Source organism: Nocardia aurantiaca (genome assembly GCF_009708175.1).
In the GTDB taxonomy this organism is placed as follows: Bacteria; Actinomycetota; Actinomycetes; order Mycobacteriales; family Mycobacteriaceae; genus Nocardia; species Nocardia aurantiaca.
In genome coordinates, this window is sequence record NZ_WMBB01000022.1 from 59,773 (window position 1) to 72,800 (window position 13,028).

Consider the following 13,028-nt stretch of genomic DNA (forward strand, 5'->3'; position numbering starts at 1 on the left):
TCTTGTGACGGGGCTTAACTCGATACGAAGTCGTTCCGAAGAGTTGTCACGCACACTGTTTCGGGTGTTCGACCCCTCCCCGCCGCCGGACGCCGATCTCGCGGTCCTGCACAGCCTTCCGCATCCGGCCTGCCTGCACGACGGCGGCTACGACATCGTGGCCGCGAACGACGCCTTCCGGCAGCTGTTCCCGGGCACCGGTCCGGGCGCGAATCTGATGACCGCGATACTGCTGGAACCCATGGCTCGCTATCGGCTGGGCGACTGGGAAGCCGAGGCGCAGGTCATGGTGTCGGCCTTCCGGGCCGCCGCGCCGGAGCTGCGGCCGGATCGGGTCGAGGAGATCGTCAATCTGGCCCGCCGCTCCCCTGACTGGGATCGGTTGTGGCACAACCGCGTCGTGCCCGCGAAGCCGAGTGAGCGCACGGTGCTGATGAACGATCCGCTGAGCCGCAAGGAACGCCGGATGTACGTGCACACCTTCGAGTTCCAGTCGCCGCAACGGCCGTGGTGGCTGCTGACGGTGGTGCCGTTCGACTAGACCGCGTGGCGGTTGCTCAGGCCTCCGCGGCAGGGACTTCGAACCAGCCGTCCTCCGGCTCGGCGTAGCCGTGGTACATGAGCGGAATGCGCTGGTCCACGCCGAAGTGCCGGTAGACCGCGAGCATGGCGGCGCGCACGGCGTGGTCGTGGAAGTCGTCGATGCGTCGCGGGCCGAGCCAGTGCTCCGGGAGCAGCGCGAGCCGGGTCACCTCGTCCGGATCATCCATGTCCAGACCGATGGGTCCGGGGTCGACGATGAAGTGGTCGTGCAGCACCGCGTGCAACTTGTGCGGGTCGTGCTGCCCCGCACCGAAGGCGAAGAAGCGGGTGCGGATGCCCGGTGATCCGTGCTCCTGCAACCAGTCGACGAGATGCGGGTCGGGGCGCGGAATCGACTTGACGGACAGCGGCGTCTGCTCGAGCAGGTGCAGCACGCTCGCGCCGGGCACCCGTGGTTCGGGAACGAGGAAGAGACTGAGCACCGGCGACCCGGACAGACTGTCCGAGAGGCAGACCTTGGTGCGCATGGGGTCTGGCATGCGCCGCTCCTTCGAGGGGAGGGTTGCTGGCTTCGTCATCCGAGGTCGTGCCGGCTCGTCGAGTTACCAGACTCGGACGGATCTCTCCTCGACGCCCGACCGGTGCAACATCCGGAATTATAGTCGCCGAGCGCCGATCGGACCGACCGGACTTTCGGCCGGTCCGATTGCACACTCGATCGCCGGGAGACCCGCGACGTGCCGGTCCGAGCTACGCGCCGACCAGACGGCCGCGCGCGCCCTGCCGTGCGGGCCGCGTCGCGAGCTGACCCTCGATGGTGGCCCGGACAGTCGGCCACTCCTCGTCCAGGATGGAGTAGAAGGCGGTGCTGCGCACCTCGCCGTCCAGCCCGCGCGAATGCGCTCGGCGCACTCCGTCACTGGTGGCGCCGAGACGCTCGATCGCCATGCGGGAGCGGATATTACGGACATCCGCCCGCATGGCGATGCGCCGCACCCGCCACACCTCGAAGGCGTGCTGAAGCAACAGCAGCTTGGACTCCAGGTTGATGCCCGCGCCACGCGCCTGCGGGGACAGCCAGGTGTTGCCGATCTCGGCGGCATCGGGCACCGCCAGCAGCGGATCTCCGGTCGGCGCCCCGTGCACCAGCGGCCAGACCACCGGACCCTGCCAGTAGTCGAAGCGGGTGAAGCGGGTCGAGCCCAGCACCCGCCCACTGGCGACGGCGATGATGGCGAAGGCCAGCGATGTGCCCGAGGCATGGCCGGAGAGCGCCTGGGCGATATATTCCAGCGCCTCGTCCACACCGTGTGGGACAGGCGTGAACGCGTAATCGTCACGGTTTCCCGCAGCAGCCTCCGCGAGCCCCGAGGCATGCTGCGGCGCAAGGGGTTCCAGCCGTACCAGACGGCCGGTCAGAGTTACGGGTACGGGCACGTTCCCTCGATCTTTCAGAGTCGGTCGGGGGCTCGCGTCAGGCAGTGGCCGCCCCGGCCACACACTCCGGAATCGACGAACCAGCCCTGGCGCGCCAGTAGCAGCATCGGATAGTGGGATGAACGATAGCGGAACACCAGCGCACCGCGCCGCAGGCGGCATGTAAATTTCACGCGCTCCACCGCGCGTCGCGCGGCTATTTCACACGTGTCATTCAGCCGTTTCCGAAGCGATCATCGGCAACCGCCTGGCGATCGCTATTCCGGCCGCCAGAAATCCGAATACCTATGCGCTGGAAGGTATTACTACGCCGGTCTTCCTCGCCGGAAACCGTGGTGTGCCGCCCGTGCCGGGGCGAGCTCGATCGGCCCGACGACCCCCGGCGCTCGCTGCCCCGCGGCGAAAACGTCGCGAGAGGGCGGCTCCATGGTCGGATTCTCCGGATTCGCACCGGTCAGAGCCGAGAGCTGGTCCTCGCCGAGCACATAAACCACGCGCCCGATATTTCCCCAGCAGATCGCCCCGACGCACATCGCACAAGGTTCGGTACAGGTGTAAAGCGCGCAGCCACGCGGAAACTCGGCATCGAAGGCGGCTGACGCCGCGCGCACCGGATTCGTCTCCGCGTGCCCGGTCGCGTCACGCGCGGCGAGCACCGTGTTCTCCGCCTCCAGCAACACCCGCCCGTCGGGCCGTGCCGGCAGCGTGCCGAATGGGTGATTCCCATGCTCGCGCGCCCTCCGCGCAATGGCGACGGCTGCCGGATGCCGGGTATCCCGGTCGGTGAGCACGCTCGTTTGCGAACCGATGGTCATCCCACGATCATCACCTACTCAGACGCGTAATGGAAACCCCGTATCGGCGACCGGCGTTGACCTGGATCAGGAGGCCGCCGAAGCCGGAAACCCCCGCTGCACAACCACTTCCGATGTCCAGCGTCACATCCGCCGACACCGGGCGCCGGGTCACGAGCTGACCAGCCCCGTTCGATAGGCCATGACGACCAGTTGTGCGCGGTCGCGCGCTCCCAGCTTCCGCATCGCGTTACCGACATGGGTGCGAGCGGTCGCGGGACTGAGGTGCAATTCGGCGCCGATCTCGGCGTTGCTCAGGCCTTGGCCGACCAGCGCCACCACCTCACGCTCACGCTCGGTCAGCACCGACAACCGCTCCTCGGCGACCTGCGCGGCGGTGTGCTGTGCGGCGAATCGGCCGATGAGACGCCGGGTGATGCGCGGGGCCAGGAGAGCGTCGCCGGCGGCGATCACCCGGATGGCGTGCAGGAGTTCGGCGGGGCCCGCGTCCTTGAGCAGGAAGCCGCTCGCACCGGCCTGGAGCGCTTCGAAAACGTACGCGTCGGTGTCGTAAGTGGTGAGGATGAGGACGCGCGTCCGCTCGAGGCCGGGTGTCCCGGCAAGGTGGGAGGTGGCTTGAATCCCATCGAGTTTCGGCATACGGATGTCCATGAGAACGACGTCGGGGCGGGTGGCGCGGGCCCGCTCGATGGCTTCCGAGCCGTTGGTGGCCTCACCGACCACCGTGATGTCGTCCTCGAGGTCGAGCAGTACCCGGAAGCCGGAGCGAACGAGTCCCTCGTCATCGGCGAGCAAGACCTTGATGGCCGGCGGGTTCATGGCCGTGCTCCCGCCGGTGCGAGGGGCAGCCGGGCCCGGACCTCGAACCCGCCGCCGGGGCGCGGCTGGGCACTGAGGTCTCCGCCCAGCAGCAGGCAGCGCTCGCGCATCCCCAGAATCCCGCGGCCGACGGCCGAACCGGTCTCGGCCGGTGGGCGTGGGCCGTCGAAATTCAGCCGTCCCGAATCGGTTACGCGGATTTCCATCGACTCGGCGTCGTGGTCGAGTGCGACCGTCACCCGGGTCGGGCCGACGTGACGGATCACATTGGTGATGGCTTCCTGAACGATGCGGTAGGCGGCAGTGCCCACCGCGCTCGGAAGCGGTGCGGCAGGCAGATTCTCGTCGAGGGCGACCTCGAGCCCAGCCTCGCGAGCCGTGCTGACCAGTTCGTGGACCTGACCGAGGGCGGGGTTCGGCGCGCGCCCGGCGTCGTTGTCGTCATCGCGCAGCACGCCGAGGACGGCCCGCATCTCGTTCAGCGCCCGAGAACTGGTGTGCTCGATGGTGCGCAGCGCTTCTCGGGCCTGTTCCGGTTTCCTGTCCAGCACATGCGCGGTGACACCGGCCTGGACGTTGATGATGGCGATGGCGTGCGCGACGGTGTCGTGGACCTCGCGCGCGATCCGCAGCCGTTCGGCGTCGACGCGCGCCCGCGCCACCTCCTCTCGGGTGCGTTCGGCCAACTCGGCGCGCTCCTGCGCGTCGGCGGCGATGACCCGCCGGGTCCGGACGGACTCCCCCAGCGCCGCACTCATCACCGACGCACCGATCCGGAAGTACACCCAGCCGATGGCGGCTCGTGGCTCGATGTCGGCCGAGGTCGCCAGCCAGACGGCCGAGAGCACGCCGATTCCCGCCCCGGCCAGCGCCAGCGACCGGCGGCCGTCGCCGTAGGCGGCGAGGGTGTACAGCGCGATGAACAATGCGAGCCAGGTCGGGCCGTCCGGAAATCCGCAGCCGTAGTATGCCAGGCTCGCGATCGCGGTGATGGCGAACACCGGCACCGGCCGACGGCGACGGAGGAGGACGGCCAGGCCACTCGCGATCAGCAGGAGGTACCCCAGGCCACCGAGGTCGGTGAGCGGCCGCGCCCCCGCATCTCCGATATTCCGGACCACGGTGCCTTGGACCTGCATCACGGTGACGAAGAGCGTGAGCGCCAGGTCCTGCGCCCACACCGGTGGACGCGGGATCAGCGCGCGATGCTCCTCCATGGTGCGATGGTAGGGCGCTTGCCCGCGCGATCCCTACACACCACCGCGTGCTCGGCTACGTAAACGGACGTAGCCGAGGGCGAATTGGCTACGCGGAACCGCGTATTGGCTGTCGATCCGGGAGGGAAGCCAGGTTGCGCTCCTGTCGCGATGATCGGATCCGTGAGATGCGGAGTGTGCGGCCCGCACGGGCCGGACCTCCCCGACAGGACCGCTCATCCAAGGAGAATCGCCATGTTGGTGCAGTACTCGTCCGCGGTGCCGGAAACGCACACGTGGGTCGCGATCGGCGGATATGGCCCCGGCTCAGGGAGATTCGGGGCCATCGTCGCCGCCGTGGTCGCACTGATCAGTGTGGCGATCGCCGTTCTGGCCCGAACCCGCTTCGCCCGCCGGATCGACACCGCGCGCACCGCGGCCCTGGTCGCCCAAGCCGTCGGACTCACCGGCATGGTGCTCGCCGTTTGGCACATGGCCCGATCCGCCGCGGGCTTCAGCACGGGCAACGGGCGAGCGGGAGCGATCGTGGCCGCGGCGATTGCCTTGACGGGCATGGTGCTCGCCGCGTCGGCCCTGGCCCGCGCGCATGATAGGTCGAACCCCGACGCCGAGGCAGCGTCTACGCCCGGGTACGGGAAGGGAAACCGGGTGAGCCCGCAAGCACGCGGCTGAACGGGCTCACCCGTCGAGGGACGGGATCTCGAACTGTCTTGTGCGGCAACTGTCTTGTGCGGCAACGCCTCGCGTGGGGCGGGTATCGCATCGCCTGCTGGTGCCGCGTGCGGTGGCCGGGCACCAGATCACGGACAACCGGTCCGGACGGTATCGATGCGGAGGCGCAGGCTCGGGGTCGACACCGCCCCACCGTGCGAGCCGCTGTGGCAATTTCCGACAGGCATCACCTCACTCTCACGGATCGTCGGCGACTCGGCGTGGCGCGGTGCGGACGTGGTCCACGCCGGCTCGCTCGTGGAGAACTCGGCCGACGCCCAATCGGGCGAGCTACCTGCCCGCCCGCGTCGGGATTCAACGCCGGCAACCCGGGATCGAGCCGCCACGGCTGCGGGACGAAAACCGCGGTCGCTTCAGCGGTCGAGCACACCATCACAGGACCTCCCGTGATGCCGACCGGGCTCAGGCGTTGATGGCCTGATGGTCGGGCTCAGCGCGAGTGATCTCGATCTTGCGAGGTTTGGCCTTCTCCGCGATCGGGATGCTCAGCCGCAGCACCCCGTCGCGGTAGTCGGCCCGGATCTGATCGGTGTCGAGGTTCTCGCCCAGGAACAGCTGGCGGCTGAAGACCCCGCGGGTGCGTTCCGCGGCGATCATCGACCGCCCCGGATCCAGCTCCGGACGCGAGGCTCGCACGGTCACCACATTGCGTTCGACGTCCAGGTCGAGAGAGTCCGGGTCGATCCCGGGCAGGTCGAATTCGACGAAGAACTCGTCGCCGTCGCGCCAGGCGTCCATCGGCATCACGGCCGGGCGGGCCGGAGTGCCGAAGACCTGCTGCGTCAATCGATCCAAGTCGCGGAAGGGATCCGTGCGCATCAGCATGGTCGCCACCTCCAACTCACTCCATTCTCGATCGAAGGGGATCAGATTATCTATGCCATCTGACAGAGATAACTTTTAGCACTCTGCTCATGAGAGTGCAAGAACTCGAGAGAGGTAATCTTCAGAGAGCTGGCCATGCACAAGGACGGAGACACAGAACAGATGATGGGACACGAGCAGGGTCGTTTTCCGTCGTCCGGGCAGGCGGTGTACGCGATCTCGGTGGCCGCCGAACTGGCCGGCGTCGGGATACAGACTCTGCGCCTGTACGAACAGCACGGTCTGATCAGCCCCGTCCGCAGCAGCGGTGGGACTCGCCGCTACAGCGGCGACGACCTCGCCCGCCTGGCGCGCATCACCGCCCTGACCGGACAGGGGATCAACCTGGCCGGGATCGCGCGCATCCTCGACCTCGAAGACGCCAACACCGCCCTCACCGCAGAACGCGACGAGCTCCGCAACCGCCCGTAGCCGACGGTTCATGCGTCCCCGCCGGCTCGACGGCCGCCCTCGACCAATCCTCGGATTCCGTACGCCACCGGAAGCACTCGGTGACGTGTCGCGATGACCGCCTCAGTGCGTTCGGCAGAGCGCCCGACGGGTGCCGCTGTCGCTCAGAGCATTTCTCGAACAAGACGCGCCGCCGAGGTCGGCGCACTTGCCCGGCATCCGTGTCCGACGGAGCCGCCGAGATAACGCGAATTCGTCACGCTCACTTCAACACCACCAGTTCGTGCAGGGTGGTGCCGGTGCGCGTGTCGGCGTCGTGGCCGTCGCGGACGATCAGTTCGAACCGGGACTCGAAGCGGAAGTACGCGGGACGGCCGATCATCCGCTGGACGAGCGGTTTCACCAACCGCGACCGCACGATCGGGAAATCGTCGAGCAGGTCGTGAGCGTGGATGACGGACTCGACGGTCAAGCGCAGATCCAGCCGGTCGGGCACGTGCAGGTCGATCCATTCCGGGTAGGAACGCCCTGCCACCGGGTGGAACTGCCGGGGACCTTCGGTGAGCTCGGTTTCGCCGGTGGACATCACGATGTCACCGCCGCGGGCGAGCATCAGCGGCGCGATCTCATGCCCGCCACGCTGCCGCTGGGTGAGGACGTTGGCGAACAGCAGTGAATAATCGTCGTCGTACAGGCGGCCCCAATGCCAGCGATCGATGACCTTCTTCATATCGCCGACACCCCAGTTGTGGTCGGCGTATCCACGGCCGGTGCCCGGGAGCACGCTCCCGTCGATCCGCACGGTGCCGGTGACTCGCGCGCGGGGCGACCCGACCACCCACCCGAACGAATTCGTTGCGTCGAAACGGGTTTCGCCCTGCCCGGGCATCCAGCTCGGCGTCTCGTTGTGGAATTGCAGGTCGAACACCAGCCCGTCCTCGGCCAGGCGAAGGTGGTGCACCGGCATGCCGTCGTCACCGAATTCGGTGTACGCGTGGTTCTCCCCGATGCGGACGTCGCAGGTATCGGTGGCGAAACTGGCGGCGGCGCGCGAATACCTCTTGGCTGCCTGCCGCCGCGAGCCGTCCGGGAAGTACACGATCATTTCGACCCAGGGCCGCGAATTCGGCAGGTCCTCCGGTCGCCGCTTGGTCAGGAATCCGACCACGACGTGTCCGGTATCGAGGCGAGCATCGAAATACCAGTGTTCGAAGGCCAGCCTGTCGGCAGCAGGATGGAGGGCGTTATGGTGCGGCTCGACGTTGGTAAGTTCGGCGTCCTGTCGGCCCGGACCGTTCCACGCTTCGACAATATCGGTCTTCATGAAGTCCTCTCGGAGTGAAGGGCGGTCATCGCCGCAACGCGCCGCTGGCGTCGAATTGCGCTTCGCGGCCCTGCATCTGGGCGCGGTACCAGTTCTCGCGATGCCGGAGCATGACCTGTTCGTGCAATCGCGCGAACGGCGGACACGCTCGGCGAGCCAATTCCATGGCGGCGATGAGGGGGAATCGCGCGATGGGGATGGCGATCCACGGGAACGCGGGTGGCATCCGGTAGCGGCGGCGGGTTCGGGGTGTCATGTACATCGCCGAGTAGACGGAGTTGATGCGGAAGTTGTAAGCCTCCCGCAATCGGGCCAGACCACGGTGACCGTCGCGGGGGGCGAACGCGGCCGGATAGGACTCGATGAGTTCGGCGCCCTCGGGGCCGGCGTCGTAGGAACGTGAGGCGATAGTCATCGCCAGCACCCGCAAGGAGTCGACGACCGTTTCCGGATACCACCGCGGCCGGACACCGAGCAGATAGCCCATGTACTTCTGAAAGTGCAGCAGCGCACGGATTTCCGATGCGGTGGTCTGATATCCCAATGCCCACAACCCGAGCCCGGGGGTGACGCTGCCACCGAGCAGGGTGAGCAGCTGGTAGGTCTGGCTGATCGGCAGACCCCACTTCTCGACATCCCATTCCGGGTGTTCGGCGACGTGGGCGCGCACCGACACATGCATGATGCGCACCTTCAGCGCCGTGGCCCGCCCGGCCGACCCCGGTGTCAGCAGAGCGCCGGGCTGGGACACGTCGATCCAGAATCGGCAGGTTTCCAAGAACCGGCGCAATGCGCTGTCACCGGCGTACCCACCGGCCAGCGACAGCGGTTTCGCGACCGCGGACTCGGTGTACATCTCGAGCGTCTCGGCTCCGGCGAAACTGAAAAGCATTGTGCCCCAACGCCGCCAGATCGCGGCGCCCTGCTCGACCAGGGCCGGATTCACCCAATCGGGCACCGTCTCGAACTCGGCGAACAAGGCGCGCATGGCCTCGGGAACATCGGGCACCGAGTCGATTCCCTCGGCCAACGCCTGCTCGAGCATCGCCCGTCCGCGCTCTCGCCCTATCTCACCGTGCATCACCTCGGCGACGAACCGTTCGGCGACCGGATCACCGGCGAACAGATCCTCGCACAGCGTGTTCGCCTGGGCATCGGTCGGAAACAGGGCACCTCCGGTGAGTCCCTTGACGATTCGCTCGAGGCGCCGCACCCGTGGCGTGGACCGCGCCTCCCAATAGCGGAACGCCGTCGGGCATCGGACCGGGCGTTGAGCGCCCTCCGACCGCACTTGCACCGTCATCCCAGGTTCTCCTTCATTTCTTCGAATCTTCGAATGCTTCGATCAATGGGAAGGTCCGGAGCAGCGTGTCAGCCGGGCTCATTCGCGACCGTCCGATACTTCAGCATCATGTCGTGGTCTTCGTGGTCGAGTAGGTGACAGTGCCAGACGTAGCCCTGTAACTCGTTGTCGCGCGAATGGGCATGCGCCGGTGACATGTCGTGGCCACCGTGGTCGCGCATCGCCGGGTCGCCGTCCTCCGTCGACGGGGTCCGGGAAAAGGTCGCGTCCGGGTCGAAACCGAGTTCTTCGGCGGTAGGGAAGCGGACGATGATGCGGGTGACCGTGCCGGCCTCGACGCGGACGATGTCCTTCCAGCCGGACTCCCATTCCGCGGGCGGCTGCTGTGGGCCGGCGAGGAAGTTCTCGGCCGACGGCGTCCATTTCACGCCGACGGCGGGTTGCGGATTCGCCAGCTGATAGTCGACGGTCCGCAAAGCGGTCCGGGCCAGAATTCGGAAGTTGACCAGGTGGATGTGGATCGGATGCGGGTCCGGGGTGATGTTGATGAGGTTCCACTGCTCGACCGTGCCCTGTCGCGGCATCTCGATATCGGAATTGTCGAAGGTGATGTTGTTCAACGCCATGATCGACGGCGGGTCGCGCAGTTCATAGGGCTGACTGATGGTCAGATTCCGCACCAGGTCAGGGGTTTCCAGTGGTGGCAGCGCGGGCGGAAGACCGGGACCACCCCGAAGTCGTTGCGGCACCGAGCCATTGAAGCCGCGGCGGTCTCCGATCCGGAACCGGCAGAACATCGGCATTGCCACCTCGCCGAGAATCGCGGCCTGGAACGGCGGCGGTTCGTCATTGCGCAGCTCGACCGTCTCACCGGGTTCCAGCCCGGAGAAGTCGACCAGCAGATCGACGCGTTCCCCCGGTTCCAGGAGCAGTTTCTGCACCGCGACCGGCGTATCGAGCAAGCCGTGGTCATTGCCGATGACCCAGAACCGCATGTGGTTGCCGAAGAACAGATTCCACAGGCTGAACGAGGCCGCGTTGAGAACTCGGAACCGGTACAGCCCGCGGGCGACTTCGAGTTGCGGCCACACCCTGCCGTTGACGACTCCGACGTCACCGACCGCACCGCCCTCCCAAAGACCCTGCGGGACAACGACGGTCGAGCGAATATTCTGATTTCCCTCGGGGGTGAACAGCTTCTCCTGCAGCACCAGCGGCACCTCGAACTCGCCCGCCGGCACACCGAGCGGGTTGCCGGGCTCGCCGGTGTCGAACTCGTCCCGCAGCAGCACCATCCCCGCCAGCCCGGCGTACACGTTCGTCCGCGTGATGCCCATGGCATGGTCGTGGTACCACAGCGCGCTCGCGGATTGCCGCAGCGGAAAGGTGTGGACGGCACTCTGACCTGGAAAGACCAGCCGTTCGGGATGTCCGTCACTATCCGGCGGGGTCACTCCGCCGTGCAGATGCAGTGAGCATGGGGGCGAAGTCCGGTAGCTTTCGGCGACACCGTGCAGGCTCGTGTCCATATCCGCCGCGAACGGGTGAGCGCCGATCCGGTTGACGAACCGGACGGTCAAAGGCTCGTCGACACGGCGCTCGATGGTGGGGCCCAAATACGTCTCACCGCCGTACCCCAGCGCTGGAACCTCCCCCATGTCCCGATGGAATCGATGACGTGTCGACGCGGCGACCAGATCCAGGTGATCACCGCGAAGTACCGGCAACGTCGGCAACTCGTCGACGAAGGGCTGCATGGACGGCGAGCGGAACAGCAGCGGATTCTCCGCTCCCGGTTGTGGCGTCGACGGAGTCCCGAACACTCGGCCGCCGGTCCCGGCGTACAGCGTCGCTGAGGTTGCCGCGATGCCGGCGCCGCGAAGGAAACGCCGGCGATCGAACATCTCGGGTATCGCTCGCCCGCCGTCGGGTGGCCTCATCGCACATCCTGTTGCTCTTTATATACCTTAAGGTACGGTTCAACGGTACTTCGAAGTATGGTACACAGCGATGCTCACCTGGCAAGACAAACGTGAAGATGCCAAAACCCCACTGCCCCTGATTCTTTGGGCCATTCGCGGCTGACCGTGGAGGTCATGGTGCCTATCGGAACCAGGGGCTCTCACACTGTGGGGCGAATTCGTCATGATGTCGGCACCCGCGGCCACCCTGGCCGCTGTACCTTCGCGGGCCGAGCCCGGCCCGCTCGTCTACCGCTGCCCGGAACCGGTCGTGCCGGTGCACGACATGGGCCGCGATGCGACCGAGTCGGCCGGACTCGACAGGGCGCTGAGCGAGGCCGGATTCCGTACGACGACTTTCACCTGTGGCGAGTTCGCGGCCACCTCGGCGCTATGGGCATCGACGCCGGGGGTCTGACACCGATCGAGAACGCCGGCGCCCCATCGTCGCAGCACTGCGGCAGCCAACTGTCCCCTTGACCTAGCATCGAAATCGTGGCACATCCAGATACTCGTGCGGAGCCGGCGGCTGAGGATCCGCTCACCACGTCGTCGGACTCCGGCGCACGCCCTCGTCGGTCCAAGAAGGCCGAAGCGCAGCGCAGCGGCCGCGGCCGCTCGCCACGGCTCTCGTACGACGACTGGGTGGACGGCGCGCTCACTCTGCTCGCCCGCGAAGGTGTCACGGCCATCAAGATCCCCCGGCTGTGCAGCGAACTGGGTGTGACGAAGGGCAGTTTCTACTGGCACTTCGATGACATCGACCAGCTCATGGAAGCCATGGCCGACCGATGGTGCGCGGTGCAGAGCGACGCCATCCACGCGCTCGGCACCCTCGATTCCATCCCGGTCGAACAACGTATCGCGAAGATGTCCGCCCTGCTCATCGAGCAGAGCACCTGGATGGTCGAAGCCGCCGTGCGCGAATGGGCGCGCAACGACCCCAAGGTCGCCGGCGCCGTGCAAGCCCTGGAACAGAAGATCTTCGACATCGTCAAGCAGACGATGCTCGAACTCGGCTTCGACGATGCACAGGCACGCTTGCGCGCCGGCGCGATGGTCTATCTGGGCATCGGCCTGATCCACGGCCGCGGCAGCCTGCCGACCCCCAGCGCCGAGGAAGCCCACGCCGTCATCGATCTGCTCATCACGCCGAATCGGTCCGGCCGACAACCGGGGTCATCGAAGTAATGGCATAGCGCCCCTCGACCTCGCCGGCGGTTGCGGCGCGGGCCGGAACCCATCAGTCGTCCCATTATCGGGATCTGCATTACTCGAGCCTGCGCCGATGACAAAGGCGCCCAATTGAATTCTGGCTCCCAACCCAACCGGCACCGCCTCGGGACCGCCCCTCCGGCCGCATCGATTTCAGTGCGATCGATCGCAACGGAGATGGTGAACGGCGTCATCACCACCGTCGCTGGTGGAGACCCTGAGTACGGACGCGGTTCGGGTGGTCCATCAGCTCGGAGAACTCCGAAGCGCGCCGGTGCTGACGTCCGAAGTCGTAGTGGAATCTCCATCCGACGTCGGAGGCGAGGGGACTTTGGGCCCTGCTCCCGCATCGGGCCAGCACAACAGACTGGTCGTCATGCGCAAACG

Annotated in this window: 14 protein-coding genes; 5 read left to right on the forward strand and 9 right to left on the reverse strand. The window is 66.9% G+C overall.

Translation table 11 applies throughout. The features are described 5' to 3' along the window. Positions 1-64: 64 nt before the first annotated feature. Positions 65-541: an MmyB family transcriptional regulator gene (locus GLP40_RS31965; RefSeq protein WP_154791740.1), complete on the forward strand. Its 477-nt coding sequence runs from the start codon at positions 65-67 to the stop codon at positions 539-541. A 16-nt stretch (positions 542-557) separates the two neighbouring features. On the opposite strand, the gene GLP40_RS31970 is transcribed toward GLP40_RS31965, so the two are convergent. The 5 genes from GLP40_RS31970 to GLP40_RS31990 all read right to left on the reverse strand — a co-directional run bounded on the left by GLP40_RS31970 (position 558) and on the right by GLP40_RS31990 (position 4,831). Beyond that, positions 558-1,082, reverse strand: a complete 525-nt coding sequence (locus GLP40_RS31970) for a hypothetical protein (protein WP_154791741.1) — start codon at positions 1,080-1,082, stop codon at positions 558-560. A 211-nt stretch (positions 1,083-1,293) separates the two neighbouring features. Then, entirely contained in the window at positions 1,294-1,980 is a 687-nt protein-coding gene (locus GLP40_RS31975) for a GNAT family N-acetyltransferase (RefSeq protein ID WP_328290906.1), read from the reverse strand. A gap of 305 nt (positions 1,981-2,285) precedes the next feature. Beyond that, positions 2,286-2,795 (reverse strand): nucleoside deaminase, encoded by a 510-nt coding sequence (locus GLP40_RS31980; RefSeq protein ID WP_154791742.1) that lies wholly within the window; start codon positions 2,793-2,795, stop codon positions 2,286-2,288. 150 nt (positions 2,796-2,945) lie between these two features. Then, positions 2,946-3,614: a response regulator transcription factor gene (locus GLP40_RS31985; RefSeq protein ID WP_154791743.1), complete on the reverse strand. Its 669-nt coding sequence runs from the start codon at positions 3,612-3,614 to the stop codon at positions 2,946-2,948. After that, positions 3,611-4,831 (reverse strand): sensor histidine kinase, encoded by a 1,221-nt coding sequence (locus GLP40_RS31990; protein WP_154791744.1) that lies wholly within the window; start codon positions 4,829-4,831, stop codon positions 3,611-3,613. The genes GLP40_RS31985 and GLP40_RS31990 overlap by 4 nt, the downstream gene beginning before the upstream one ends. Positions 4,832-5,065: 234 nt before the next feature. Between GLP40_RS31990 and GLP40_RS31995 the strand changes: the two genes are divergently transcribed. Continuing rightward, positions 5,066-5,503, forward strand: a complete 438-nt coding sequence (locus GLP40_RS31995; protein ID WP_154791745.1) for a DUF6223 family protein — start codon at positions 5,066-5,068, stop codon at positions 5,501-5,503. A 462-nt stretch (positions 5,504-5,965) separates the two neighbouring features. Here GLP40_RS31995 and GLP40_RS32000 read toward each other — a convergent pair whose 3' ends face one another. Then, positions 5,966-6,403, reverse strand: a complete 438-nt coding sequence (locus tag GLP40_RS32000; protein WP_154791746.1) for an Hsp20/alpha crystallin family protein — start codon at positions 6,401-6,403, stop codon at positions 5,966-5,968. A 150-nt stretch (positions 6,404-6,553) separates the two neighbouring features. Between GLP40_RS32000 and GLP40_RS32005 the strand changes: the two genes are divergently transcribed. Beyond that, positions 6,554-6,859, forward strand: coding sequence for a MerR family transcriptional regulator (locus tag GLP40_RS32005; protein ID WP_154791767.1), 306 nt, complete (start codon positions 6,554-6,556; stop codon positions 6,857-6,859). Positions 6,860-7,100: 241 nt separating this feature from the next. On the opposite strand, the gene GLP40_RS32010 is transcribed toward GLP40_RS32005, so the two are convergent. The 3 genes from GLP40_RS32010 to GLP40_RS32020 form a co-directional block, all read right to left on the reverse strand. Then, positions 7,101-8,162, reverse strand: a complete 1,062-nt coding sequence (locus GLP40_RS32010; RefSeq protein ID WP_154791747.1) for a lipocalin-like domain-containing protein — start codon at positions 8,160-8,162, stop codon at positions 7,101-7,103. Positions 8,163-8,187: 25 nt separating this feature from the next. Beyond that, on the reverse strand, positions 8,188-9,465 hold the full coding sequence (locus tag GLP40_RS32015; RefSeq protein ID WP_154791748.1) for an oxygenase MpaB family protein: 1,278 nt from the start codon (positions 9,463-9,465) through the stop codon (positions 8,188-8,190). 68 nt (positions 9,466-9,533) lie between these two features. Then, positions 9,534-11,405 carry a multicopper oxidase family protein gene (locus GLP40_RS32020; protein ID WP_230330141.1) on the reverse strand — a complete coding sequence of 624 codons (1,872 nt, stop codon included), beginning with the start codon at positions 11,403-11,405 and terminating at the stop codon, positions 9,534-9,536. Positions 11,406-11,610: 205 nt separating this feature from the next. Here GLP40_RS32020 and GLP40_RS32025 point away from each other — a divergent pair, with 205 nt between their 5' ends. Then, positions 11,611-11,844 (forward strand): hypothetical protein, encoded by a 234-nt coding sequence (locus GLP40_RS32025; RefSeq protein ID WP_154791749.1) that lies wholly within the window; start codon positions 11,611-11,613, stop codon positions 11,842-11,844. A gap of 77 nt (positions 11,845-11,921) precedes the next feature. After that, positions 11,922-12,617 carry a TetR/AcrR family transcriptional regulator gene (locus GLP40_RS32030; RefSeq protein WP_328290907.1) on the forward strand — a complete coding sequence of 232 codons (696 nt, stop codon included), beginning with the start codon at positions 11,922-11,924 and terminating at the stop codon, positions 12,615-12,617. Positions 12,618-13,028: the final 411 nt, after the last annotated feature.